Source organism: Rheinheimera sp. EpRS3 (assembly GCF_001513785.1).
In the GTDB taxonomy this organism is placed as follows: Bacteria; Pseudomonadota; Gammaproteobacteria; order Enterobacterales; family Alteromonadaceae; genus Alishewanella.
Genome location: NZ_LNQS01000001.1, coordinates 1,271,767 through 1,296,848 on the forward strand (window position 1 = coordinate 1,271,767; position 25,082 = coordinate 1,296,848).

At 47.5% G+C, this 25,082-nt stretch carries 20 protein-coding genes and 1 other RNA gene; 10 read left to right on the top strand and 11 right to left on the bottom strand.

What is annotated here, in order from left to right:
- Nucleotides 1–41 precede the first annotated feature (41 nt).
- The 4 genes from serA to ssrS form a co-directional block, all read right to left on the bottom strand.
- Complete coding sequence (gene serA, locus AR688_RS05705; protein WP_068230316.1) at nt 42–1,268, bottom strand: phosphoglycerate dehydrogenase; 1,227 nt, start codon at nt 1,266–1,268, stop codon at nt 42–44.
- 82 nt (nt 1,269–1,350) lie between these two features.
- On the bottom strand, nt 1,351–2,007 hold the full coding sequence (gene rpiA, locus AR688_RS05710) for a ribose-5-phosphate isomerase RpiA (protein WP_068230317.1): 657 nt from the start codon (nt 2,005–2,007) through the stop codon (nt 1,351–1,353).
- Between the two features lie 245 nt (nt 2,008–2,252).
- Nucleotides 2,253–2,873: a 5-formyltetrahydrofolate cyclo-ligase gene (locus tag AR688_RS05715; RefSeq protein WP_068230322.1), complete on the bottom strand. Its 621-nt coding sequence runs from the start codon at nt 2,871–2,873 to the stop codon at nt 2,253–2,255.
- A 36-nt stretch (nt 2,874–2,909) separates the two neighbouring features.
- A non-coding RNA gene (ssrS, locus tag AR688_RS05720) (6S RNA) lies at nt 2,910–3,094 on the bottom strand.
- A 195-nt stretch (nt 3,095–3,289) separates the two neighbouring features.
- Between ssrS and AR688_RS05725 the strand changes: the two genes are divergently transcribed.
- From AR688_RS05725 to gcvP, 6 genes are all read left to right on the top strand, one after another.
- On the top strand, nt 3,290–3,871 hold the full coding sequence (locus AR688_RS05725) for a UPF0149 family protein (protein ID WP_068230324.1): 582 nt from the start codon (nt 3,290–3,292) through the stop codon (nt 3,869–3,871).
- Nucleotides 3,872–5,068 carry a 2-octaprenyl-6-methoxyphenyl hydroxylase gene (ubiH, locus tag AR688_RS05730; protein WP_068230326.1) on the top strand — a complete coding sequence of 399 codons (1,197 nt, stop codon included), beginning with the start codon at nt 3,872–3,874 and terminating at the stop codon, nt 5,066–5,068.
- A 1-nt stretch (nt 5,069) separates the two neighbouring features.
- Nucleotides 5,070–6,293 carry an FAD-dependent monooxygenase gene (locus AR688_RS05735; protein WP_068230328.1) on the top strand — a complete coding sequence of 408 codons (1,224 nt, stop codon included), beginning with the start codon at nt 5,070–5,072 and terminating at the stop codon, nt 6,291–6,293.
- A 189-nt stretch (nt 6,294–6,482) separates the two neighbouring features.
- On the top strand, nt 6,483–7,562 hold the full coding sequence (gcvT, locus tag AR688_RS05740) for a glycine cleavage system aminomethyltransferase GcvT (RefSeq protein ID WP_068230330.1): 1,080 nt from the start codon (nt 6,483–6,485) through the stop codon (nt 7,560–7,562).
- A gap of 59 nt (nt 7,563–7,621) precedes the next feature.
- A complete protein-coding gene (gene gcvH, locus AR688_RS05745) occupies nt 7,622–8,008 on the top strand; it encodes a glycine cleavage system protein GcvH (RefSeq protein WP_068230331.1) in 387 nt (128 codons plus the stop codon).
- 105 nt (nt 8,009–8,113) lie between these two features.
- Nucleotides 8,114–11,005, top strand: a complete 2,892-nt coding sequence (gcvP, locus tag AR688_RS05750; protein ID WP_068230332.1) for an aminomethyl-transferring glycine dehydrogenase — start codon at nt 8,114–8,116, stop codon at nt 11,003–11,005.
- Between the two features lie 278 nt (nt 11,006–11,283).
- Here gcvP and AR688_RS05755 read toward each other — a convergent pair whose 3' ends face one another.
- The 4 genes from AR688_RS05755 to AR688_RS05770 all read right to left on the bottom strand — a co-directional run bounded on the left by AR688_RS05755 (nt 11,284) and on the right by AR688_RS05770 (nt 20,619).
- Nucleotides 11,284–13,059, bottom strand: coding sequence for a hypothetical protein (locus tag AR688_RS05755; RefSeq protein ID WP_068230342.1), 1,776 nt, complete (start codon nt 13,057–13,059; stop codon nt 11,284–11,286).
- A complete protein-coding gene (locus tag AR688_RS05760; RefSeq protein ID WP_068230345.1) occupies nt 13,059–14,180 on the bottom strand; it encodes a dsDNA nuclease domain-containing protein in 1,122 nt (373 codons plus the stop codon). The genes AR688_RS05755 and AR688_RS05760 overlap by 1 nt, the downstream gene beginning before the upstream one ends.
- Before the next feature lie 219 nt (nt 14,181–14,399).
- On the bottom strand, nt 14,400–19,154 hold the full coding sequence (locus tag AR688_RS05765) for a DUF3320 domain-containing protein (protein ID WP_068230346.1): 4,755 nt from the start codon (nt 19,152–19,154) through the stop codon (nt 14,400–14,402).
- 307 nt (nt 19,155–19,461) lie between these two features.
- Complete coding sequence (locus AR688_RS05770) at nt 19,462–20,619, bottom strand: alpha/beta hydrolase-fold protein (protein ID WP_068230347.1); 1,158 nt, start codon at nt 20,617–20,619, stop codon at nt 19,462–19,464.
- Nucleotides 20,620–20,723: 104 nt separating this feature from the next.
- Between AR688_RS05770 and AR688_RS05775 the strand changes: the two genes are divergently transcribed.
- Complete coding sequence (locus tag AR688_RS05775; protein WP_231731976.1) at nt 20,724–21,518, top strand: PhzF family phenazine biosynthesis protein; 795 nt, start codon at nt 20,724–20,726, stop codon at nt 21,516–21,518.
- Between the two features lie 8 nt (nt 21,519–21,526).
- On the opposite strand, the gene AR688_RS05780 is transcribed toward AR688_RS05775, so the two are convergent.
- The 3 genes from AR688_RS05780 to vapB all read right to left on the bottom strand — a co-directional run bounded on the left by AR688_RS05780 (nt 21,527) and on the right by vapB (nt 22,763).
- Nucleotides 21,527–21,991 carry a CreA family protein gene (locus AR688_RS05780; RefSeq protein WP_068230350.1) on the bottom strand — a complete coding sequence of 155 codons (465 nt, stop codon included), beginning with the start codon at nt 21,989–21,991 and terminating at the stop codon, nt 21,527–21,529.
- A gap of 119 nt (nt 21,992–22,110) precedes the next feature.
- Nucleotides 22,111–22,539, bottom strand: coding sequence for a PIN domain-containing protein (locus AR688_RS05785; protein WP_068230354.1), 429 nt, complete (start codon nt 22,537–22,539; stop codon nt 22,111–22,113).
- Nucleotides 22,536–22,763 carry a type II toxin-antitoxin system VapB family antitoxin gene (gene vapB / locus AR688_RS05790; protein WP_068230357.1) on the bottom strand — a complete coding sequence of 76 codons (228 nt, stop codon included), beginning with the start codon at nt 22,761–22,763 and terminating at the stop codon, nt 22,536–22,538. The genes AR688_RS05785 and vapB overlap by 4 nt, the downstream gene beginning before the upstream one ends.
- A 237-nt stretch (nt 22,764–23,000) precedes the next feature.
- On the opposite strand from vapB, the gene AR688_RS05795 reads away from it, so the two are divergent.
- From AR688_RS05795 to AR688_RS05805, 3 genes are all read left to right on the top strand, one after another.
- Nucleotides 23,001–23,306: a DUF6172 family protein gene (locus AR688_RS05795; RefSeq protein ID WP_068230360.1), complete on the top strand. Its 306-nt coding sequence runs from the start codon at nt 23,001–23,003 to the stop codon at nt 23,304–23,306.
- A gap of 57 nt (nt 23,307–23,363) precedes the next feature.
- A complete protein-coding gene (locus AR688_RS05800) occupies nt 23,364–24,632 on the top strand; it encodes a DEAD/DEAH box helicase (RefSeq protein ID WP_068230362.1) in 1,269 nt (422 codons plus the stop codon).
- A gap of 83 nt (nt 24,633–24,715) precedes the next feature.
- Entirely contained in the window at nt 24,716–25,069 is a 354-nt protein-coding gene (locus AR688_RS05805) for a BON domain-containing protein (RefSeq protein ID WP_068230365.1), read from the top strand.
- Nucleotides 25,070–25,082 lie beyond the last annotated feature (13 nt).

The following is a 25,082-nucleotide window of genomic DNA, read 5'->3' on the forward strand; positions in this document are numbered from 1 at the left end:
GAAAACCGGCTTTTTTGTCTTTGAGTTTTACTGCTGAAAAATCAGTGTAATACGCGGGCGCGTAAGGTTCCCGGTATGGTTTTTAACTCGTTCAATGCCTGCTCTACATCGTCTGAATCAATATCAATGACGACATAACCGATATCAGCATTGGTTTGCAGGTACTGGCCGGCAATATTAATATTCAGCCGGGCAAAAGCTTCGTTAATTTTGGTTAGTACACCGGGTTGGTTTTTATGCACATGCAACAAGCGCGAACGGCCTTTATGTTCCGGCAGTGAAACTTCCGGGAAATTCACTGCAGACAGGGTTGAACCATTGTCGCTGTATTTCACCATTTTACCGGCCACTTCAAAGCCAATATTTTCCTGCGCTTCCTGGGTTGAACCACCGATATGCGGTGTCAGGATCACGTTGTCAAAGGTGCGCAGTGGCGAGATAAACTCTTCATCGTTACCTTTAGGTTCAACCGGAAACACATCAATAGCGGCACCGGCCAGCTTTTTGCTATGCAGCGCCTCAGTTAACGCATCAATATCCACTACAGTGCCGCGCGAGGCATTAATTAAAATACTGCCAGGTTTCATTAACTCAAGTTCGGCTTCACCAATCATGTTCTTGGTTTGCGGTGTTTCTGGCACATGCAGGCTTATCACGTCTGATGTTTTTAGCAAGGTGCCGAAGTTAACCTGGGTAGCATTGCCCAGCACCAGCTTGTCTTCAATATCGTAAAACTGCACCCGCATACCGATGTTCTCGGCCATAATGCTAAGCTGAGTGCCGATATGGCCATAGCCGATAATGCCGAGGGTTTTGCCGCGTGCTTCAAAAGAGTTGTTAGCCGTTTTTTGCCATTCGCCACGATGGGCGGCGGCGTTACGCTGCGGAATACCGCGCAGCAACATAATAATTTGCCCCAGTACCAGCTCGGCTACCGAACGGGTGTTAGAGAACGGTGCATTAAATACCGGGATAGCGCGTTTTAATGCTGCGGTTAAATCTACCTGGTTGGTTCCGATACAAAAGCAACCAATAGCAACTAACTTACCGGCGGCATCCAGCACTTTTTCCGTCAGTTGGGTGCGCGAGCGGATCCCGATAAAGTGGGCGTCTTTAATGCGTTCGATCAGCTCGTCTTCCGGCAGGGAAGTTTTTAAATACTCAATGTTGCTGTAGCCCTGGTTTTTAAAACTTTGCACGGCGCTTTGGTGCAAGCCTTCTAATAGCAATATTTTAATTTTGTCTTTGGCCAGCGAAAATTTTTCCATGTCACGTCTCTTCAATAAATTAAAAGTAAAATCAGTTGGTTAGTTATTATTGTTATAGTTTTTCGTGGCCTTGAGCTGTTATTTAGCGAATAACCTGTGTACCGGTGGCACTGCCCACCAATACCATGTCGGCAGCGCGCTGCGCAAAGATGCCATTAGTGACTACGCCGACAATATTATTAATTTGCTGCTCCAATACCAGTGGCTCGGTAATGGCTAAATCGTGTACATCGAGAATCACATTACCGTTATCGGTAGTAACACCGGCACGTAATACCGGCCGGCCGCCGAGTTTTGTTAGCTCACGTGCCACATAGCTGCTGGCCATTGGGATCACCTCTACCGGCAATGGAAATTTACCCAGCACTTCAACCTGTTTGCTTTGATCAACAATGCAAATAAAAGTATCGGCGACCGCCGCCACGATTTTTTCACGGGTAAGGGCAGCGCCACCGCCTTTAATCATATGTTTTTGCGCGTTTATTTCGTCGGCACCATCAACGTAAACACTAAAACTGTCAATGCTGTTTAAATCCAGCACCTCGATACCCAGCGCTTTGAGTTTTTCGGTAGATTGTACCGAGCTGGACAGCGCACCTTTAATGTCATACTTAATGCTGGCCAGGGCGTCGATAAAATGATTTACCGTAGAGCCGGTGCCTACGCCAACCACGGTATTACGCGGGATAAACTCCAGTGCAGCCCAGGCAGCGTTTTTCTTCATTTCATCTTGTGTCATCAGCTGTTCCAAATTCGTTTAGCCATACAGATGGATATTATATCGAAAGGGCCTGCCGACAAAAGGGCAAAAACAGAAAAACGGCAAAACAGTTGTTTTCGGGTGTTGCAGTGAGTAAACGCCGGCCACAATACCCGCTCTGGCTCGTCACAGCAACTCGCCCTACTGCCTGCGGCAGGGCTCAGACACTCTGTGACGACCAGATCGCGTTTCTGGCCTGCTTTCGTGGTTTAAGCAACAAGCGTTCAGCGAAAATCAAAATATTTACCCGGCGTAATAATCTGCTCTAGCGGAATATCCCAGGCCTCACGCGGCACGGCTTCAACCTGCTGGCAGTTATGCGCCAGGCCGATAACCTGACAGTGGCTGTCGGGGAAGAGCTGCGACAAAGTGCGATCATAAAAACCGCCACCCATGCCCAGGCGGTTGCCGGCTGCATCAAAGGCGACCAATGGCGTAAAAATAATATCCAGTTGCTGCAGCGGTATTAGCCGGTGGCAGGTTGCTAAAGGCTCTGGTATGCCAAATTTATTCGGGTAGAGCAGGGTGTCTTTATCGTAGCGCACAAACAACAAATAACCGGCTACAAAGGGATGCAACACCGGCAAATACACGCTTTTGCCCAGTTGCCACAGGGCCTGAATAAGCGGATAGGTATCCAGCTCGCCGTCATTGGCTAAATACAGTGCTATATGCTGGCCTGGCGCAATAATGTCGCTGGCGAGCACCTTTGCGGCTAAATCAGTAGCAGCCTGTTGCTGGGCCTCGGCGCTTAGCTGTTGCCTTTTAGTGCGGGTTATTTTTCTCAGTTGCTGGCGCTGGCTTGTTGTATCGGGCAAAGAAGAGTTCAGTGTGGCGGTAGTCATATAATTGAGTATGCCTGAACGGTGGCAGAATAAAAGAGGTTCTCCAAATTGCCGTGTCTGGTGTTAGCCCTTGAACCATAGGTTCAAGGCGGGAGTCAGATGGCTGCCTCAGGCTTCCCGGTACGGGCCGGGCTTGCACACTGGCAGCGCAGAAGAATCCCTAGGTAAAAACAATTATCGGCTCAGGGACATCCACCTGATCACCAACAATCCAGAGAACAGGCTTGAGTATAACACCGCAGTTTGCCCTGTATAAGGTTATTCATCGCAGTTTTGTGCTGGCTTATGCTAGTTGCATGGTTTTTCAGCAACTTTTGTTTACGCTTTAAGCCATTATTAAAACTGCAGTGCGAAGGTTGGCGCTTTTTCGCTGTGGTGGTAGCATAAAGGCAGGTAATCACAGCACGAACAGTTATATGAGCAGCCCTTTTTTATTAAGCTACGACGAATGGACCTACAAGCTGGATCAGGCTTATGTTATGGCGTCTGCAGCCGAAGTGCATGGTTTAATTGCCGGTTTGTTAAGCGCCGGGGTAGAGCCCGATGCACAACAACTGCTGCCAGTGCTGCACGATTTTCTTAATGATGGCCAGGCATTGCCGGCAGAGGTTAAGCAACATGTTGCCGGGCTAATTGAGCTTACCCACAAGGAACTGGCACAAAACGATTTTAGTTTCAGCATGTTATTGCCAAGCGACGATGACAGCCTGCCAGAGCGGCTGGATGCGATGGTAGAGTGGACCCAGGCATTTTTGGTCGGCTTTGCAGTACAGCAAACCGATTTGTCACTGGTATCAGATGATGTGCGTGAAGCACTGGATCAACTGAGCGAAGTTACCCGTATTGATATTCACACCACCGATGATGGCAGCAGTGAGGAAAACGAAGAGGCGTATTTTCTGGTGCTGGAACATATCCGTATTATGGCGCTGGCCTGCTACACCGAAGTGGGGCAGAAATTTAGCCCTAAACCTGTCGGTAATAAGACATTACATTAAATGACACAGACTGCTGTAACTTCAGATCTCCCGCTGTTTGATATAGTGATCAGTGGCGGCGGCATGGCCGGTAGCACGTTGGCCTGGGCATTACTGCAGGCTAATCCGGCGCTTAAGCTGGCAATTATTGAACAGCAGGCTGAAACAATCAGCCAGGCCAGTTTTGACAGCCGTAGCATAGCGCTGGCCGCAGCCAATGTTGATTTGCTGCAGCAATGGGGGCTATGGGCAGATATTAAGCCTAAAGCCTGTGCTATTGAGCATATTCACGTATCTGACCGCGGCCATTTCGGTAAAACCCGGCTTAGTGCGGCGGAATATCAGCAACAGGCGCTGGGTTATGTGCTGGAAGTCGAGCATTTAGGCGCGCTGCTGTCAGAAAAACTAGCAGGCTATAAACAGTTGCAACGCTTTGCTCCCAATACCCTGGCGGCAATAACGCCAACGCAACAACAGCAGGTGCTGACATTAAATGATGGCACAGTACTGCAGACTAAATTACTGCTGATTGCCGAAGGTGGTTTATCGCCCAGCCGCAGCCTGGCAGGTTTTAGTGTGCTGGAGCGTCAGTATCAGCAGCATGCTGTGATTGCCAATCTGGCATTAGTACAGGGGCACCAGCACACAGCCTTTGAGCGTTTTACTGAACATGGCCCCATCGCATTACTACCGCTTACCAAACAGCGCTATTCGCTGGTGTACACCGCCACACCGGATGAAGCAGCCAGATTAATGCAGCTTGATGACACTGCTTTTGTAACACAGGTACAGCAGGCATTTGGCTACCGCGCCGGTATCTTCAGTGGGGCGGGGAAGCGGGCCAGCTACCCGCTTAGTTTACGTGTCAGCGGCGATATAGTGCGCCATCGCACTGCGCTGTTAGGTAACAGTTTGCACAATGTGCACCCGATAGCCGGCCAGGGCTTTAACCTGGCGCTGCGTGACATTGCCGAACTGGTACGCCAGGTTAACGCTGCGCCGCATGATATTGGCGGTTATACCATGCTGCGCGCCTACCAGCAGGCCCGCCAGCAAGATATCAACACCGTAACCACCGCCACCGATGCGCTGGTGCGTATTTTCTCTAACCGCTCGCGCTTAATGGCGCTGGCACGTAACACCGGTTTACTGGCGCTGACACTGTGCGATGAATTAAAACGTCCTGTGGCCGAACAGGCCATGGGGCTGCGGAGCTAAAATGCAAAATGTTGATATCACTATTGTCGGAGCCGGCAGCGCCGGGTTAACGCTGGCTTTGCTGTTGGCGCCACTGGGGCTGAGTATCGTGGTGCTGGAGCAGGGCGATGCGCCACATAGCAGCAATATTAACCATCAGCGCGTCAGTGCGCTCAACCTGGCCTCGATGCGCGTGCTTAGCCATATTGGCGCCTGGCCAGCTATTGCCGCTACGGCACAAAGCTATAACCGGATGCAGGTGTGGGACGCCGACAGCTTTGCCAGAATTGAGTTTGATGCAAAAGCCGAGCGTTTATCTGAACTTGGCTGGATTTGTGACAACGAGCAAGTGCGTGTGGCGCTGTATCAGCAATTACAGCCGCACAGCAATGTACGCTTAGAGTTTAACTGCACGATTAACAGCCTGGCGCAAAGCGAGCGCGATGTGCTGATTAATATTAACCGGCAACAATTGCTGTTAAGCCGCCTGCTGGTAGGTGCCGATGGCGTAAATTCTATGGTGCGCACTGCCATGCAGCTACCGCTTACCCACTGGGATTATGAGCAGCAGGCTATTGTGGCGACCATCAACACCGCACAGCCACACCAGAGTACTGCACGGCAGGTATTTTTACCGACCGGGCCGCTGGCGCTGTTACCGCTGCCTGATCCGCAGCAATGCTCTATTGTCTGGAGCTGTAACCCCGAGCGCGCGGCAGAGCTGTTGGCCATGCCGGCACAGCAGTTTAATCAGGCCCTTACTGCTGCCAGTAACAGCGTACTGGGTGTACTGCAACTGCATAATGACCCCAAAGCCTTTGGCCTGAAAATGCGCTATGCCGGTAGCTGGCTGCGTGGCCGCGTCGTGTTGGTGGCCGACGCCGCTCACAGCATACATCCGCTGGCGGGGCAGGGTATGAATTTAGGCCTGATGGACGTTGCTGCATTAGCAGAACTAATCAGTGAATATGTGCGTGACAATAAAGACTTTACCGACAACCGCCTGCTGCGCCGTTATGAGCGCTGGCGTAAGGCCGAGGCGCAAACCCTGATTACCGCGATGGAAGCTTTTAAACGTGGTTTCAGTAATTCACAGCCGCTGCTAAAGCTGGTAAGAGCTGTTGGTATGAGCGGTATTAATCAGTTGCCGTGGTTAAAAGCTCAGATCATTGCTGCAGCCCTTGGCAACAGTGGCGACTTGCCAAAACTGGCACAGCCACAGGCAAAAACCGCGCGCCGTGCCTGAGTTAGTTTTTTTGGTAATTACGGCTGTCGCATTACAAAAACTAATTAATCTGGGGCTGTTGGCAACGGGAGCCTTGCGTTATAATCCGAGCGCCTTTTTATCCGCCGATGCTGCATAAGTTAACTAAAACTAAGCAGTGGCGCTGAATTTCCGGCGCCTTGCGGGCCTTACATTAAGCAGGACATAACAATGGCTAATCAAACTGCGTTACATGGCAAACACCTCGAAGCCGGTGCCAAAATGGTCGACTTCTTCGGCTGGGACATGCCCATCAATTACGGCTCACAAATTGAAGAACACCACGCGGTACGCCGCGACGCCGGGATGTTCGACGTCTCTCATATGACTATCGTTGATTTAAAAGGCGCCAATACCCGCGCCTTTTTGCGTTATTTACTGGCCAATGATGTCGCTAAACTGACCGTGCCGGGCAAAGCGCTGTACAGTGGCATGTTAAATGAAGCCGGTGGCGTGATTGACGATTTAATTGTCTATTTTCTGCAGGAAGACTTCTTCCGTCTGGTGGTCAATTCGGCCACCCGTGAAAAAGATTTAGCCCACATCAACAACGAAGCCAAGGCTTTTGATGTAACCGTGACTGAGCGCCCTGAGTTCGCGATGATTGCGGTACAGGGCCCAAATGCTAAAGCCAAAGTGGCCACCTTATTAAGCGCTGAGCAACAAGCTGCAGTTGCCGGTATGAAGCCATTTTTTGGTGTGCAGGCCGGCGATTTATTTATTGCCACCACCGGGTACACCGGTGAAGACGGCTACGAGATTGCCTTACCAAACGGGCAGGTCGCCGATTTCTGGCAAAAACTGCTGGACGCCGGTGTAGCACCGGCCGGTTTAGGTGCGCGTGACACCCTGCGTTTAGAAGCCGGCATGAACTTATACGGTCAGGATATGGACGAAACCGTATCGCCACTGGCAGCCAATATGGGCTGGACCATTGCCTGGGCACCGCAAGAGCGTGACTTTATTGGCCGTAAAGCTATTGAACAACACAAAGCCGAAGGCACCTTTAAGCTGGTTGGCCTGGTGATGGAGCAAAAAGGCGTATTACGCCATGGCCAACGCGTAGTGGTAGAAGGTGGCGAAGGTGAAATTACTTCAGGTACTTTCTCGCCAACACTAGGCTACAGTATTGCCATGGCCCGTGTACCTGCAACTGCAGGCGATACAGCCGAAGTGGATATTCGCGGTAAGATGGTTGCGGTTAAGGTAGTGAAACCTGCTTTTGTTCGCATGGGTAAGAAAGTTATCTAAACTGTGACAGTAATTAAAAAAACAGACTAAATAAGACGACACCAGCTAAGGATTAAACAATGAGCTCAATTCCTAACACATTGAAATACGCCAGCAGCCACGAGTGGGCGCGCGATGAAGGCAACGGTATCTACACTGTAGGTATTACTGAGCATGCCCAGGGCCTGCTGGGTGATATGGTGTTTGTTGAATTACCAGACGTAGGCGATGCCGTAACTCAGGGCGATGACTGCGCCGTAGCCGAGTCAGTAAAAGCGGCCTCTGATATTTATGCGCCGCTGTCAGGTGAAATTGTTGAAGTAAACGAAGCGCTGGCCGACTCGCCAGAGCTGGTAAACAGCAGCCCGTACGAAGATGGCTGGATGTTTAAAATTAAAGTGTCTGATACCGCTGAACTGTCAGCACTGTTAGACGCTGCCGGCTACAAAAACTCTATCGACGAGTAAGCCAACTTAGCAAATCCGTTTAAGCCCCGTGCCCGTAGTAGTTACCTGTTAAGCCACGGGGCTTAACTTTTAGTAGCAACAAAACCTTACCAGGACATTCAAGGCATGACCAACTCCGCTGTGAAAACCCTGTCGCAACTTGCGAACCACGACGAATTTATTCAGCGCCATATCGGCCCGGACGCGGCAGAAACCGCTGCCATGCTAAGTGAGCTGGGTGTAGACAGCATTGAAGCGCTGATTGCCCAAACCGTACCGGCGGATATCCGCCTGACGACGCCACTGGCCACCGGCCCGGCCCGCACTGAAGCCGATGCGTTAGCTGTATTAAAGCAAGCTGCGGCAAAGAACAAAATGTTCAAATCTTACATTGGTATGGGTTATCACCCAACGTTAACGCCGAATGTGATCCTGCGTAATGTGCTGGAAAATCCGGGCTGGTACACGGCTTACACGCCATACCAGCCGGAAATTGCTCAGGGCCGGTTAGAATCGCTGTTAAACTTCCAGCAATTAACGCTGGATTTAACCGGTATGGAGCTGGCCAGCGCCTCGTTGCTGGACGAAGCCACTGCCGCAGCTGAAGCCATGGCATTGGCCAAGCGCGTAACCAAGAGCAAGTCTAACCTGTACTTTATTAGCGACGATGTACACCCGCAAACTATCGACGTGGTAAAAACCCGCGCCGAAATGTTCGGTTTTGACATCCTGGTAGGCAAAGCAACCGATGCAGCTGCGCACGACGTATTCGGTGCGTTAATTCAATACCCAACCACTAACGGTGATATCCGTAACGACAGCGAATTAATTGCCCAGTTACAGGCGAAAAAAGCCATAGTTGCGGTAGCTACCGATCCTATGGCGCTGCTGCTGTTAAAAGCGCCGGGCCAGTTAGGTGCTGACGTAGTATTAGGCAGCGCCCAGCGTTTTGGCGTGCCTATGGCCTACGGCGGCCCGCACGCCGCGTTTTTTGCTACCCGTGATGCGTACAAGCGCTCAATGCCGGGCCGTATTATCGGCGTGTCGAAAGACCGTCGCGGTAATCAGGCACTGCGTATGGCGATGCAAACGCGCGAGCAACATATCCGCCGTGAAAAAGCTAACTCGAACATCTGTACTGCTCAGGTGTTGCTGGCCAATATGGCCTCATTCTACGCGGTATATCACGGCCCGCTGGGGCTGAAAAATATCGCGCAGCGTATTCACCGCAATGCCGATATTTTTGCTGCCGGCTTACAAGCCAAAGGCGTGGCATTAGTAAACAGCCACTGGTTTGACACCGTCACCTTTAAAGTGGCCAACCGTGCCGACGTTATCAACCGTGCTTTAGCGGCCGGTGTGAATCTGCGTACCGACGTTGCCGACTCATTAGCGGTAAGCTTCCATGAAGCAACCAACAGCGCTGATATCGCTGAGCTGTTTGATATCGTACTGGGCACAGGCCACGGTTTAAGCGTAGACACGCTGGACAGCACTATTGTTAAAGACGGCAGCAAGTCTATTCCGGCCGATCTAGTGCGTAACGACAGCGTGCTGGGCCACCCGGTATTTAACCAGTATCACAGTGAAACTGAGATGCTGCGTTATATCAAAAAGCTGGAAAACAAAGACTTATCATTAAACCACTCGATGATTTCGCTTGGCTCATGCACCATGAAGCTAAACGCCACTGCTGAGATGATCCCGGTAACCTGGCCTGAGTTTGGTTCCTTGCACCCGTTTGTGCCGCGTGACCAGGCCGAAGGCTATTACGAGATGATTAACCAACTGGGTGACTGGCTGGTAAACATCACCGGTTACGACAATATCTCTATGCAGCCAAACTCGGGTGCTCAGGGTGAGTACGCCGGTATGGTAGCTATTCGTAAGTACCATGAAAGCCGCGGCGAAGGCCATCGTAATATCTGTTTAATTCCGGTATCAGCGCACGGTACTAACCCGGCCACTGCCGCCATGACCAGCTACGACGTAGTGCTGGTAGAGTGTGACAAGCGCGGCAATATCGATATGGCGGATCTAAAAGCCAAAGCCGCAGAAGTGGGCGACCGCTTAGCCGCTATCATGGTGACCTATCCATCTACCCACGGTGTATTTGAAGAAAGTATCCGTGAGCTATGCGACGTTATTCACAGCTACGGCGGCCAGGTGTATATGGACGGCGCCAATATGAATGCTCAGGTAGGCTTAACGGCACCTGGCTTTATCGGCTCAGACGTATCGCACTTAAACCTGCACAAAACCTTCTGTATTCCACACGGCGGTGGCGGTCCGGGCATGGGTCCTATCGGTGTGAAAAGCCATTTGGCACCGTTCCTGCCTAACCACGCTGTGGTAAGCATCGACGGCACCGGTAGCGACAACGGCGCAGTATCTGCTGCACCATTCGGTAGCGCCGGTATATTGCCAATCAGCTGGATGTATATTGCCATGATGGGCGGCGAGGGCTTAAAACAAGCTACTGAATACGCCATCCTGAACGCAAACTACATGGCGAAAAAACTCGACCCGTTATTCCCGGTACTGTACCGCGGCACTAACGGCCGGGTAGCGCACGAATGTATTATCGACATTCGCCCGTTAAAAGAAGCCAGCGGCATTACCGAGATGGATATTGCCAAGCGTTTAATGGACTTTGGTTACCACTCACCAACCATGAGCTTCCCGGTAGCCGGCACGCTGATGATTGAGCCCACCGAATCAGAAAGCAAAGCCGAGCTGGATAAGTTTATTGAAGCGATGAGCACCATCCGCGCCGAAATTGCCAAGGTAGAAGCAGGCGAGTGGACAGTGGACAACAACCCACTGGCCTACGCACCGCATACCATGCAAGACATTTTCGACCCGGCATGGGACCGCGCCTACGAGCGCCAATATGCCGCCTTCCCGGTAGCCTTCGTGGCAGAGAACAAGTTCTGGCCAACGGTTACCCGTATCGATGACGTATACGGCGACCGCAACCTGATCTGCTCTTGCCCAAGCCCGGAAGCGTATCGGTAATTGAAAGGGGTCAGATCCAACACCGCGCAGCGGTTTGGCTCTGACCCCAGTTTGCCAACTGCGGTCGGTTGTAGCTGATTGCCTAGTGAGGGATGCGTCCTTGGGTAACAGTAAGCGGGTAAACTAGTGAAACGAAAAAAGCGAACCCACGGTTCGCTTTTTTTCGTTCAATAATAAGTGAGATTTAAGTCGAGCTTGGTGAGTGATACAGGCTGAATCTTATCGAATGACTCCAAGCCAGCCCTCTTTCATCGGCATAAAACGCTTTTTATTGCTAATTACTGGATAGCAGTAATCTCAATAGTATCGTTATATAGATCTGAATAGTTATCCAGCGACTGAGAAAGAAATCCGCGTTCAATTTTTCCGCAACCAATGTAAATAAGTTTTGTGCCTTGAGGAAAGTAAGAGTTCATTGCATCTTTAACTCGGATCGTCTGAATTGCTTTTGTATCCTGCGCTTTTTCTTTGTTATCGTCAGAGTCGTTAATATGTTCAGATATGGATACAAATGTTTGTGTATCGTTTGGCAGGTTCTTACCAACGAAAGAAAGAATATTTTCTAAATTCGTTTTATCTATGTCTTCTTTGAGTATGGCATCGAGTAAAAATGGGAATCGATGAGCTACACCTGCTTTTTCTATCATTGCGTTTAAAGAAAAATGATATGCCATGACTGTTTTATGTAACTCAACACCTTGTCGAGGGAACGAATGAATTTTGTACAAGTCTAGGTATCTTGGGTCTGTCAACGGTTTTAGTGCTAGTTGTCCTGTGTAGTTTGTAAAAATTTCCCTAAACGTTCTTTCTCTGAGCGCGCGTACTGAAAATGTTTCTTGCTCGGTGCCCATTGAAGCTAATGACTCTTTTACTTCCTCTAGTTTTTTTTGATAAGAACTAATATCTTCCTGCATCTTCTTGTAAAGGGTGATGTTAGCTTTGTTTTCAACCCACTGAGAAAATGTAAGTCCATCAATATTTTTTTTCAATAGGACACCGTAATCATCATTGATTTCTGTAGTGATTTTATCAATATTCTTTTTAGAGGTATTGATGCTAGACATCTTATCAATAAGCTTCTGTGTGATATGTGATTCAAGCTCAATAGTGTCGTTGTATTTCTGATAATGACTATACAGTCCTTCAAGAGAGTAAGATAAAATCTGAGTACATGCAGGACATCTATCAATATCGTTATAATTTTGGCTCTTGATATTTATTTTTGTCCTCTTCAATATTTTATGGTGATTTTGCAGCAAAGAAAGTTCATTGCACAACCTAATATATTTATTGCGTTCTTCCTCAAGAGCACTCGATTTTTGTACATATTTTTCGACGTATTCTTCGGCTTCAATTCCGAAAGTCTCATCTACTAAGTTAGAAAATTGGAATTCAGATTTTTTGCTGTAACGTTTTAAATTGCTAATATCATTTGATAGTCGATCTTTTTCTTTACTAAGATTCCTATGTTCGACTCGGTCAAAACTATTACTTACACCGAGATAATAATCCAAGTAGTCCTCTTGAAATCCTCTGTAATACTGGAGATTGGAGAATGATTCACGTAAGTAAACCCAGCCGACTGATTGAGAAATATAGTAAGGCAAGAACATGCTTTCAAGCGGCGCGGACTTAAGTTCACCTTTTTGTTCAAGGACCAAAGAGAAACCAACTAAATCTCTTATGTAGTCTTTTAGCTTCACGTGTTCAGCGCTATTGTCTGCGTTCACTCCATGAAAAGGGATAATTCTACCCTTAGGTTCTTTTATGTATATTGATTTGGAATCTCTGACTATGCAGTATTCTTGCGTTGATTGATTACTTTTTATCGTAAAGTCAACACGGAAGGTTGGTTGATAAGTAAGAATCTCAGAAAGGCTTTCCCTCACATCGTTAACACCAAACGTATACATTAAGCTCTGAATTAATGAGCTTTTACCTGATGTATTTCTACCGCTTATTAAGTTAACACTTGGAGAGAACTCTTCGCTGAAACATCGGTTGTGAGACTCTGAACTCACAAATAATTTGTCGAACGTTATTGTTGTTTTCATTAAATGGCCTCTCCATGGTGTTCAACAAAAGCGCATAAAGCTGTGAAGAAAATATCGATCTCTTTGAGGTTGAGGTTGAATTTACCTCTTATATCAGAAACGTAGGCTTCAAACATTTTGCTATGACTGTAGTGATTCATCGAGTAATCATTTTGATGGACAAAATTTTTGATGATTTGATGCTCATTATTCGTCATATCTTTTAATAATTCGAATGTATTCCTTATATAGTTTTCGTAACTGTTTTGGATGCCAATAGGGATGCGAAACTTGCGAGCTAACTCTGCGGAATATTCTCTCCAAAGCTGGAAAGTCTTTTGCTCTGTTTCAATAATGTCGATAGCTTTTTTGATATCATCGCCTTCGACTCTTTTCGAACTGTCGAGTAACGTAATAACCTTACCTTGGTTGTATGTCGCTTCAACCTCTCTGAACATTGTCAAAAGTAGTTCAACTGCTGCAGCTGAATCCGATACGTGCGAAAACTTTCTACTCATTAGGCCAACGAGACAGTCTTTTTGAGTCTGTTTTGTTCTTGGAAAATCGACCCATTGAATGTGAAGGTTGTTCAGTTCTGACTCGAAGTATTCCGCTCCATTACTCTTGCAAAAGTTTTCTACCTTTTTGCTGAGAAAATATTTGATATCATCGGGTATAGAATCATAGTTATGTCTACAATTCTGTTCATTGAATACATGAGTTAGTTCTTTTTTTCCAGCATCTTTCTCCTTTTTATTAGGCCGAAATTTAAGCTCAATATCAGAGTTCGAAATGAATGTCAGTTCATGCGTGTAAGTATGGCATTTTGGTGATGGATCGTCTCTTAGTCTGTTTCCAACCTCAAGAATTTTCGCTATTACTTCGGAGAACCTTTCATCAATTTTCCAAACGTTACCTGACAGTTTCTTGGCTTGGTAGGAACGAACTTCTTCTATATTGCTTCTACAACCAGTTCTATAGCAATAAAGAAAATCATCATGGTGCTCAATACTTAGGAAGAACTCTCTGTCCTTGAAGCTATCGTAGTCGCTTAGAAGCAAATATAATGCACAATTTCGCTGAAACTCGAAACCAAGTAAGGCATCTATACCAGAGTTAGCTGAATTTTTTCTTGTACTCAATATTTCACCTTTGTCCAAACCCTAATTAAATCTTTATGTGCTAATGTCGTTTGTTTTCTATATGTTTCAGTAACAGTCTCATCTGTGTTGCTGTGTTATATTTTTTTGATTTGACTATCAAAGGGGATTTGCATTTTCATAAATAATTATCTCAAAGTTCATTTATGTTCCTTGATAGTTAATAAAACTAGCCCATTGTTTTATGAATATTTCGTACTGCTACTTTGTGGCAATCTTCAACCGCTCATTTTCACAAACCAACACACCTTTATCGCATTGAAGCTGTGCCAATTTACTCATCCGTTCTGCTGCCTGAGCCGTTGCGCGCTGAAAGCCCAGCAGGCCCAAAGCAGCAGATGCTGCATCCGATACACTGATGGCGTGCGCGTCTTGTACTGTTAGTAACAAAGCATTAGTCAGCTCGGCATCGCACACATTTTCCAGCTTGCGGGTGGCAATGTCTGTGCTGTTCCAGTTTCTTAGCTTGACTGTGTTGCGGCCATGCGGCCATAGCACTTCGTCTGCATCTACCTGAATTAATCCTTTGGCGGCAGCACTTGCTATGGCTTGGTCTACAGTGCGTTTAATTTTCGCGCCAACACGTGTTAAGCCTGCGGCGTTTGCTAAGCGGGTGGCAACTAAGCTGGCGAATATCGGGTATTCGGTCTCAACAATACGCTCTACGGCGTACACCAACATGCTTAGAGGGATGGCACTGAAATCATCAACATGCGGAATATTCAGCTTAGACACATCAGCTTTTTTATACGGCGTAGTGCAGGCTTCAAATTCCGGTTGTTCTTCTTCAACCCGCAGAATAGGCGCTGCAACGGGCTCTGGCGCGGCAGTTTTGTATTTCACTTGTTGGGTACTGTTAGCTTGCGCTGCCATCGACAGCATCAGCTTGTCGTGTTGTGCTATAGCATGGTCTATCAGCACTTTCAGCCTGTGTAGCTCAGCCTCTGGGTCTCTGAACCAATCGGTGGACCAAATGCGCTCAAAGCTCCAGCCCAGTCCTTCGAGCACACTCTGGCGCAGCCGCTCACGGTCGCGTGCCGACGCTGCCTCGTAATAGCCGGTGCCGTCATACTCCAGTGCCAACACAAATTTATCAGGGTTGTCCGGATGCCTTATAGCTAAATCGATGTAATAACCCTGACTGCCGACCCGGGTGGCTACCTGAAAACCTAAGCGCTGGATTGCCTGATGCAGCAGAGCACCAAACGCAAAGTTTTGCTCCTGCTCTTTTTCATGAGATTTGCTTAACTGGCCTGATTCGGCAAATTGCAAAAAGATTTGCAGTGAACGAACTCCAAAAGGGCTGTCGGCTCCAACTTTCAGTTCATCACCTTTGAAATTGGCAAATACTTCCATCGCCAGTCGCGCACGTGAGATTAATACGTTTAATCGCCGTTCACCGCCGGGCTTATTCAGCAGGCCAAAGTTCTGGCTTAGCTGGCCGGTACTGGTTTTGCCATAACAAATGCTGATAAAAATAACGTCGCGTTCGTCGCCTTGTACGTTCTCCAGGTTTTTTACAAAAAACTCATCACCACCTGCATGTCTTGCAAAGAACTCATCGGTTTCAGGGTGCAGGCGGCGCTCTTTTTCCAGTTCCAGCAATATGGCATCACGCTGCGAAAGACTAAACGCGACCACGCCTAAAGATAAATGCGGTTTGGTCAACGCATGGTCCAGCACTTTCGCTACTACCGCTTCAACTTCACCCGCATTGGTGCGGGAGCCACCCTTGTCGTAGTGGGTGTCCGGTAAATAATGAAATTTCAGCCCTGTTGCATCGGGGTGAAAGCCAGGGCTTGGAAAGGCCAGCAGCTTGTTTTTATAGAACTGATCATTTGATACTGCAATCAACGAATCGTGACGGGAGCGGTAGTGCCAGCGCAGCATTTTACTGGCTGCACCGCGAGCTTCCATCAGCGCCAGAATACTTTCCATTTCGGCTGTGGCGCTGTTTTCCAGCTCTTCTTCTTCCAGTTCAACGGCTTTACCAAACAAGTTGCTTGGTGGCATCTGCTTATTGTCACCCACGACAATCACTTGCCGTCCGCGCAGCATGGCGCCTAAAGCATCGGGTGCCGGAATTTGGCTGGCTTCATCAAAGATCACCAAATCAAAATCTAAAGCACCTTGTTTCAGGTAAGTAGCTATAGACATAGGACTCATCATAAAAATGGGCTTTACTTGCTGGATCACGTTACCGGCTTCCGCCAGAAGTTTTCTGATCGGAATATGGCGTTTTTTCTTACCAAGCTCGCGCAGCACCAGTTCCATTTCACCTTTAGCTGTCTTCTTGGGCAAGCGCTCGTACAGGCGGTTTACCAACAGCTCTTGCGCGAAAAATAAACTGTCGCCATCTATGCGTTTAAAGTCGCGCAGGCTTTGCTCATGTTTATTACGGTCAAATCGGCGTATTGCTTCCGAGCTGTCGTAGGCATGATCAACCAAGCCGCGATAATAGCTAAGTTCGAATGCTGTCATTAGCAGTTGTGGGGCGGCATTCCATGAGTAAGCCAGTTCAGTGAGAGCCTTGATTTTATAAAGCTCAAGTGACTGAATAATCTGGTTATACCGTGCGAAATCGTAAAGTAGCGCTGAGTTTTTCCAGCCTTCTAACCAAACATTGAGTTGCGAAAATTGCAGTGACGCTAAGTCGTAGTTTGGATTGCTGTTATCTATCTGTATCAGCTCATTCAGCGTTTGTACCTGTATAGCAATGCCGTCACAAAGTTTTGTCAGAGAGTTTGCCTGGTCGCGGAGCAGTTTTTTATCAACGCCTGTATCAATCAGCTTTGCCAGTGACTGAGGCAATTCAAGACGGGCAACTTTGTTATAAAAGGTACTGATCCAGCTGTGAATTTGAGTTAAGTCACTTTGCTCTGAATATTCGCCTTGCCACTGAGAGCCAAAAACTTCAGCTAATAGCGAGTGGTAACTGGCGAGCTCTTTTTTGGCGCTTTGATAGGCTAAAGCGGTGTCTAACGTGGTTAGCCACTCTGCAGAGGAGGCGGGTAGAGTGCCACGCCAAAGTCCGGCTAACTTTGCTTTTGCTTGTCGGTAGTCAGATGACAGGAAACGCCACCATTTATCTGTTTTTCCAATCAGCCCTTGTCGGATACTCAGTAGATCGGCATCCAGTGCCTGAGCGATAAAATGTTGTTCACAACTGGCTTTCAGTGTTAAGAAATTAGCTAAACAGGCCAGGCCGTTATCGATCCTTTTTTGCTCAGAGCCCCATAGCAGGTTATCTACTTTGACACCTTTGAGATCCGGCACTTCCGATAGCCAGGTTGAAGTTGAAATCAGAGGTGTTACTTGTTGCAGGCTTTGTGGTTTCTCAAGCTGCAGAAAAGTACTGGCTGTTTCAGTTTGCACATCAAGTTGGCTAAGTAACTGGCTTATTTGTGCCAGCGCTAAGTTTAGCGCCTGCTGCAATGCAGGAGAAAAGTCAGTACGGCCAGACATAGCAAAAGGATGTGCTTCAGGCACGCCGACTCGCTCTAACTGCTGCACTAATTCCGCAACAAGCTTTCTGGCATTGCTGTATTGTTCTGCGGTCCATTGTTCGAAACAGCTAAAGGGTAAGACAGGTAATGAGCTGTTGGGATCTTCTATCTTCAGTTGCAGCAGGGAGCCTAAGGCCTCAATGTAATTGACAGCGCTGCGCAGAATCGGAGCCCGGATCGCATGCACATAATCATCAAGCGAGGCTTTCGATTCGGCTAAATCCAAAAACTCCTGTTCACGATTTTTTGTTTGCGGCCGTCCTTGCTCAAGTGATTCTGCGATAGAACCCAAGACAGTTTTTTTGGTGCTTTTATGACTGTGCAGTTCGAGTACGGCAAAGCCCATGTGAGTCTCATCAAGGCGTTTTTTTACCACCTCAAGCGCGGCCATTTTTTGCGCGACAAAAAGTACCTTCTTACCCAGCGCAACAGCTTCAGCAATGATATTGGTAATGGTTTGCGATTTTCCCGTGCCTGGGGGGCCTTGAATAATCAAGTCTGCGCCAGACTTCATCGCTAAGATAGCTTCAATTTGGCTGGAGTCGGCGTCTTTTACCAGATGGAGCTTTTCCGGATGATTCAGATCTGCCGGATTGATGTCTGCAGTCTGGTCAAAACCATCACGGAACAAGCGGCCAATCAAAGGCAACTGGGATGGTTTTTTTCCTTCAGGCCAGCCAGCCGGGTCAAGGTCCATATACATCTGAAACTTGCCGAAGGAGAATAGCCCTAAACCAATTTTATCCTGATGCACCCGCCACGATGGTTGCGCTGTAATCGCATCTGACACAGCCTGATAATAATCCGAGACCGTCATTTCATCGGAATAGGCAGGAAGCATTAACTTGAATTCTGTTCTTAATTTTGCAGCTAAAGTCAGATTTGAGCCCAGATCTTCGCCGGTGTAGCGTAACTTAAAGCTGTCTCTGGCCGAAGAACGATTAAGCTCAACAGGCACCAGAATCAAAGGTGCGTACCTGGATACAGATGAGTTTGTCGGTTCATTCCACTGCAAAAAACCAAGTGCTAAATACAACACTTCCACACCTTGCTCCTGCAGCATGGTGTGAGCCTCAGTCTCAAGCTTAAGCAGTGCTTTATCCAACTTGGCAGGTATCAAACCTGTCTGCAGATATTTGTCGCTAAAACGGGATGCACCTTTCTTTTGCTCTAAATATAAATCAAGCGGGGGTAATTCGGACTCGTTATCAGACTGAAAGAATGTTCCTTCGTCCTCGTTGTCGGCAATTTTCTGTTGGTACTCTTCAGGAAGTGGCAAAAAACTGAGCGTGGTTTCTTGCTCAACCAGCATTTCAAAAATTTTTGCTGATTGTTCATCAATAATATCGAGAGATCTGCTGCCACTGCGGTAATTCAGTTGTGGGTTGGATCTAAGACCCATATCAAGTAATTCAAGACGCGCACGCTCCAGCTGCTGCTCAACAACCATAAAATTCCCTCTCTGGTTTTATTGATGAACCATCGCCTTTATTGTTTGTTATGGGGATGGTTAAAAAACTAACATAACACGGTTGTTTCTAAAATCAATCTTGCTGTTTGTTTGGAATAAAAGATAGCGCTTTGGAGTTTGAATTGGGTCGTAACAATAGGTGTGCGGTGGCATAGCGGCAGGGCAGAAAGGCTATGTTTTAAGCTACCCCAGGCTTCTTTGGTGGAGTAGGGCAGATACACCAGCGCCAGGTTATTGGCCTTATTGCTGCCTTTAGCTTTACATTGCCAGGCTACCTTGCTCGTTTTTAGTCGGCTTTTATCATGTTCTTAATTTCCTCATAGCGCCTTTTGTAATTTTGATAACCAGCTGATGCAGGAGTGGCGATTTTAAGGCTTATCTCACTGTGTTGCAGTGCTTTGTTTAGCTGGCCATTAGCAGCATAAAGCTGTGCTAAACCATCATGTAACGAGTCTGATTCAGGATGCGCAGCGACAGTGTGTTTTAATATTTCCAGGCCTTTTTCAAGATCTTCATTAGCCCACAAATGATACATACCGGCGTTGTACATTCTGCTTTGCGTAGGTGTAATTTTTATCCCCACTTCTACAGATAATGCCTGATAATGCAGCAATATCGCTTCTAAGCCCTGTTTGATTTTTGCTGTTGGTAATGGAAATTTGCGATATAGGCTGCGTAGTGCGTAGAACGGCCCAACTGCAATAGTGGACATATGGTACTCTTGCTCCATATGTTCGGCTGCAAATCGAAATTTCTCCGGCGCATTCTGTTCAATATATTTTGCCAATTCTATGTAGCCATTGCGCATAGCGACAGAATTATCGTAAGGGTCATCGAGTCCCTCATTTGCCATATTCATATACAGGAAATTATGATATTCGCGTCGGGATTTTAAAAACGCCATTACTGACTTTACTGTTGTTTGGTTGTCCCAGTACAGTGATGGGCTAAAGGCGAAATGAGCGTTAAAAAGCTCTGGCCTGGCTTGCATGGTATGGAGGGTAAACAGCCCGGCCATTGAGTGCCCGGCAAGAATTTTAAAGCCGTTGGTAGAGTACTGTTTAGTGATATGAGGGATTAACTCTGTTTCTATATATTGCAAAAACTTATCGGCGCCACCTGTGTCCGGCAGATCATTCAGTGCGGTAGGCGTAAAATCCCGCAGCCGATGTTGGTGTTTTATCCCAACTATGATGAACTCTGGCATCAAGCCGCCTTCAGACAAAATGTCTGTAATTTCAAAAAACAGTTGCATGTACTGGTCATTGTCAAGCAGGTAGATCGTGGGATAGCTATGGCCAGAGTCCGCTTGGTAAGACGTTGGTAGCTTTACATAGAAGTTGAAATCCTCAACAAATACCTCAGATTTAATGCTGTGTTTGGTTATTATGCTTTCAGCAGTCAAAGCGGTATTGGTGCAACATATCAGTAAAAATGCTGACATTAATAAGGTGCTGATTCTGTTCACTTTTATGCTTCTCTGGCTAAAAAACTAACTCTCTTTGTACATTCAGACTTAACAATTTTCAATAAAAAAGGAAATTATCGGTGTTGGAATTAGATATTTATATTGTTGATGCTTTTACCCAACAGCAGTTTAAAGGCAATTCTGCTGCTGTGGTGCCACTACAGGAATGGCTGTCGCTTGAGTTAATGCAAAACATTGCTGCAGAAAATAATCTTTCAGAAACCGCTTTTATCTGCGGCTTATCAGCCAATAAATATGAGATCCGCTGGTTTTCGCCGTTAACAGAAATCGATTTTTGTGGCCACGCCACATTAGCGGCATCCTATGTAATATTTAATCATCTGGGCGGGCAGGGTGAAATTGAGTTTTTAACCTCGCAAGTTGGCGCACTGTTGGTTAATCAGCATAGTGACGGCAAAATTGAAATGAGCTTTCCTAACCAATGCCCGCAAGTTGTTGATCAGGTGCCGGCTGCGTTGTTAGCCGGTTTGTCTGTGAAACCAATACAGGTATTAAAAAACCGCCAGGCCTATTTTGCGGTAATGGCATCGGAACACGATGCTAAAAGCCTGAGCTATTCTTCAGAACAGCTGAAGCAGTTAGCCCCCTTTGATGTGGTGGTTACCGCTAAAGCCAGCGAATATGACTTTATTTCGCGCTACTTCTGGCCTGCTAACGGTGGCGATGAAGACCCGGTAACCGGGTCAATTCATGCCGGCCTTGCGCCATATTGGGCGAAACAACTGGCTAAATCTGACTTGGTGGCTTACCAGGCATCACAGCGCGGCGGCATATTATTTTGCAGTCTTAGCCATGATCGGGTGTTAGTGTCAGGGTTTGCGGTGCTGTATTTAAAAGGCACCGCTTACATCTAGCTACACTATTAGTCTTGCACCTTCACTGCACCATAAGCTTCTGTTCCCCACAGTGGCACGGTAGATAAGCTGTGTTTAAAGCTGCCGGAGGTTTCTTTGGTGGAGTAGGACAAATACATCAGCGTTTGGTTTTCAACGTCGAGAATACGGCGGATCTTCATGGTTTTAAAGAAGATGCTTTTTGATTTGCTAAACAGCACCTCACCATTTTTACTCTTATCTATTTTGGCAATCATATCGGCTGTGATGGGGCCGGTTTGGCGACAGGCGATAGAGCTGTCAGACGGGTCGGATAAGTTCAGATTGGCTTCGATACTGGAGACATGACAGGTAACACCGGTTACCACCGGATCGACAATGGCATCGAGCTTTATATCCTTGGTGGTAAATACGCCCAGCGATACGTCGCCCACTTCATTTTTGTTACAACCTGCCAGCATCAGTAGTAGTAATACACAGTAAACAGCGCGCATGGTGGTGTCTCCTTGGGTTAAATATGTCAGTACTCAGTAAGCCAGCATACCATCGACGGTGACGAAAGCGGTAAATGCGCTTTACCAGCCAGCAGTCTTTAGTTAGCGTTGACCGGGTTTTACACCGACCAATCTTCAAGCTGTAGATCTGCTACCCGTTTAAGTTCTCTGGTGTTATTGGTTACCAGGATACAGCCTGCAGCTATTGCATTACCGGCGATAGCCGCATCATTGGCGCCTATGGGCGTACCTTGCTCTGCCAGATAGCGCTTAATGTGGGCGGTAGCATCCACAGCCGGTTTATCCCATGGCAGTATGGCGTCGATACGTTCGATAAACTGATCGACAATATCATTATGCTTTGGCGAGGCTTTTTTGCCGATAGCGCCAAACCTTAGCTCGGCGTAGGTAATGGCTGAAATAACCAACCGGTGTTTCGCGGAGACATGCTGTTGCAGGGTGTGCAGCAGTGCGGCGGGGCGCTCGCGCATTATGTACGAGCAAATATTGGTATCAAGCATGTACAGGTTTTTCAAAGCGCCTTTCATAGCACAACCCTGCCATCTTCAACTATGTCAGAGCGCTCCTGCATAAAATCGGCATCTGCTTTGGGGGCGTCGGCAAAACTGGCCCAGCTTTTACGGGCTGGGCGCAATACCAGAGCGTCGCCTTCGCGGCTGATTTCTACTTCGGCCACACCTTCAAATTCAAGTTCTTTCGGAATACGTACAGCCTGGCTTCTGCCGTTGGTAAATAGTGCTGCTGTTTTCATTGCTCACCTCAAGTTTGGCCTATCACAGGCATATGTCAGTGTAGTTGTTGCTTTGCATATGTCAAGCCTATGCCTTCGGGCTTGGCGGTATTCAGATGCACACAGCATCTTGCGTGGCTTACTGCTTAGATTTTGCCGCCAAACAGCAGATAGTGGCAGTTATCTTTGCTTTATCCATGTACAATGCGCGGTTTATTAGCGCGTTCAGCTTTTGAGTGCACACCTGTAGGAATTTTGATGAAAAAAACATTCGCTTTAACTCACTCTAAGCTGAATACGGCCCGTTTAACAGACGCCATTAAACACGAGATTAAAAAGTACCTTGCCCGCGAGCGCCGTAAAGCGTTGCCTGACGGTATGAACTACTGGACGTTCGATTGCCGCTTTGGTGCTTCAGCTGAGGCGGCCGAAAAGATTTTTACCTCTGAAATCAATAAACATATTGATGCTGCCGCAGCACAAGAGCTGGCGGAATTTTATGTCGAAATTCTGGCCAGAGCTTGCCAGCATAAGCCACGTTTACATGACGAAGCCGCAGACTGATTTTTATCACCAGCTTCCCCCTTATTTTGACTGTGGCTATGCTACAGAGGAACTTTTATGCAATTTTCATCGTTAGATTTAGCGCCGGATTTACTGCGCGCGCTGGTTGAATATGGTTACAGTGAGATGACACCGGTGCAGGCTCAGGCGATTGTGCCGGCACGGCGCGGTAAAGATTTACAGGTTACCGCACAAACCGGTACCGGTAAAACCGCCGCCTTTGCTATTCCGCTGCTGCAACGCATGCTGGATACCCCCAAAGCAACAGAGGAACGCCGCCCGCGGGCGTTGATCCTGACACCAACCCGCGAATTAGCTGAGCAGTTAGCCAATGCGATAAGTAGCTACGCGCAGTTTTTGCCATTAAGTGTTACGGCATTATACGGTGGCGTAAAAATGGGTGGCCAGGCGAATAAATTAACCGCCGGCGTTGATATGGTCATAAGCACCCCCGGCCGGTTGTTAGAGCACCTGGCCTTGGGTAACGTGATCTTAAGTGACGTGGAATTTGTCGTGCTGGACGAAGCCGACCGCATGCTGGATATGGGCTTTAGCACCGATGTGCTGAAGTTGCTGCAAATGACAGCCGCTAAACGCCAGACTTTGCTATTTTCTGCCACCACCTCACCTGCGGTAAATGAGCTGTCGCACAAAATTTTAAATAATCATCAGCAAATCCGGGTGGCTAAAACCAATAGTGCGGCCGATACGGTAAACCATGTGGTGTACCCGGTAGAAGAAAACCGCAAGATTGAATTATTTGAACAGCTGCTGGCAGAAAACAACTGGTTTCAGGTGTTGGTATTTACCAGCACTAAAGAGCAGGCCGACCAACTGTTAGCCGGCTTACAACAGCGCAAAATTGATGCCGCAGTATGTCATGGCGATAAAAGCCAGGGCGCCCGTCGCCGTGCTATTGCTGATTTTAAATCGGCTAAGTTACAGGTTTTAATTGCTACTGAAGTAGCCGCCCGTGGTTTGGATATTCAGGGGCTGGATTATGTTATTAACTTTAACCTGCCTTATTTACCGGAAGACTATGTGCACCGTATCGGCCGCACCGGCCGGGCAGGCGCAGCTGGCACGGCTATTTCTTTTGTCAGCCGTGAAGAAGAGCAAAGCTTAGAGCGTATTCAAAAGCTAATGGGTAGCGCTATTAAGCGTATCGTTAAGCCGGGTTTTGAAGTGAGTAACCGTGGTTCACTGCTAAAAAGTATCTCGCGTAAGGTACTAACCGGGCGCTCCAATAAAGCAACTGAAACCGTAATAGAGCTGGAAAACTCAAACAAGGCCAAACCTAAAACAAAACCAGAGCGCGCTAAATAATATAGTCAGGCCATGTTCATAATGTTGTGCCACGCTTAATGGTGTTTAACGGTATTAAAACTCACATCTTTAAGGAGTAAGTTATGAATACGTCAGGAAAACCCATTATTGCGCTGGGCTTAATTTGTGTATTGGCCGCTGGCGTGGCGGGCTGCGAAAAAAACATTATTAATGAAAAAACCGGTGTACCCGCGACTGACACTGTAGTGAAAGAAGGGCTGGCTGATGATACCAACGTATCCAGTGCGGTAATGGCGGCATTGCAACGTGAAGAGCAGCTTAAGCCATTTAACTTTCATATTGAAACCCGTAAAGGCGATGTAACGCTGATGGGGAAAGTGAATACGGCTGAGCAACGCATGCTGGCCGAGCAGATCACCTTAGCCACAGCGGGCGCGCATACGGTGCAAAATAAAATTGAGGTTGAAAACAACTAACATTGCGGCGGTG

Coding starts and splice junctions, on each gene's coding strand:
- AR688_RS05800 (WP_068230362.1), top strand. CDS start 23,364: ATGCAATTTTCATCGTTAGATTTAGCGCCGGATTTACTGCGCGCGCTG.
- AR688_RS05805 (WP_068230365.1), top strand. CDS start 24,716: ATGAATACGTCAGGAAAACCCATTATTGCGCTGGGCTTAATTTGTGTA.
- gcvT (WP_068230330.1), top strand. CDS start 6,483: ATGGCTAATCAAACTGCGTTACATGGCAAACACCTCGAAGCCGGTGCC.
- AR688_RS05785 (WP_068230354.1), bottom strand. CDS start 22,539: ATGAAAGGCGCTTTGAAAAACCTGTACATGCTTGATACCAATATTTGC.
- ubiH (WP_068230326.1), top strand. CDS start 3,872: ATGACACAGACTGCTGTAACTTCAGATCTCCCGCTGTTTGATATAGTG.
- AR688_RS05755 (WP_068230342.1), bottom strand. CDS start 13,059: ATGAAAACAACAATAACGTTCGACAAATTATTTGTGAGTTCAGAGTCT.
- AR688_RS05725 (WP_068230324.1), top strand. CDS start 3,290: ATGAGCAGCCCTTTTTTATTAAGCTACGACGAATGGACCTACAAGCTG.
- rpiA (WP_068230317.1), bottom strand. CDS start 2,007: ATGACACAAGATGAAATGAAGAAAAACGCTGCCTGGGCTGCACTGGAG.
- AR688_RS05795 (WP_068230360.1), top strand. CDS start 23,001: ATGAAAAAAACATTCGCTTTAACTCACTCTAAGCTGAATACGGCCCGT.
- serA (WP_068230316.1), bottom strand. CDS start 1,268: ATGGAAAAATTTTCGCTGGCCAAAGACAAAATTAAAATATTGCTATTA.
- vapB (WP_068230357.1), bottom strand. CDS start 22,763: ATGAAAACAGCAGCACTATTTACCAACGGCAGAAGCCAGGCTGTACGT.
- AR688_RS05780 (WP_068230350.1), bottom strand. CDS start 21,991: ATGCGCGCTGTTTACTGTGTATTACTACTACTGATGCTGGCAGGTTGT.
- gcvP (WP_068230332.1), top strand. CDS start 8,114: ATGACCAACTCCGCTGTGAAAACCCTGTCGCAACTTGCGAACCACGAC.
- AR688_RS05735 (WP_068230328.1), top strand. CDS start 5,070: ATGCAAAATGTTGATATCACTATTGTCGGAGCCGGCAGCGCCGGGTTA.
- gcvH (WP_068230331.1), top strand. CDS start 7,622: ATGAGCTCAATTCCTAACACATTGAAATACGCCAGCAGCCACGAGTGG.
- AR688_RS05765 (WP_068230346.1), bottom strand. CDS start 19,154: ATGGTTGTTGAGCAGCAGCTGGAGCGTGCGCGTCTTGAATTACTTGAT.
- AR688_RS05715 (WP_068230322.1), bottom strand. CDS start 2,873: ATGACTACCGCCACACTGAACTCTTCTTTGCCCGATACAACAAGCCAG.
- AR688_RS05770 (WP_068230347.1), bottom strand. CDS start 20,619: ATGTCAGCATTTTTACTGATATGTTGCACCAATACCGCTTTGACTGCT.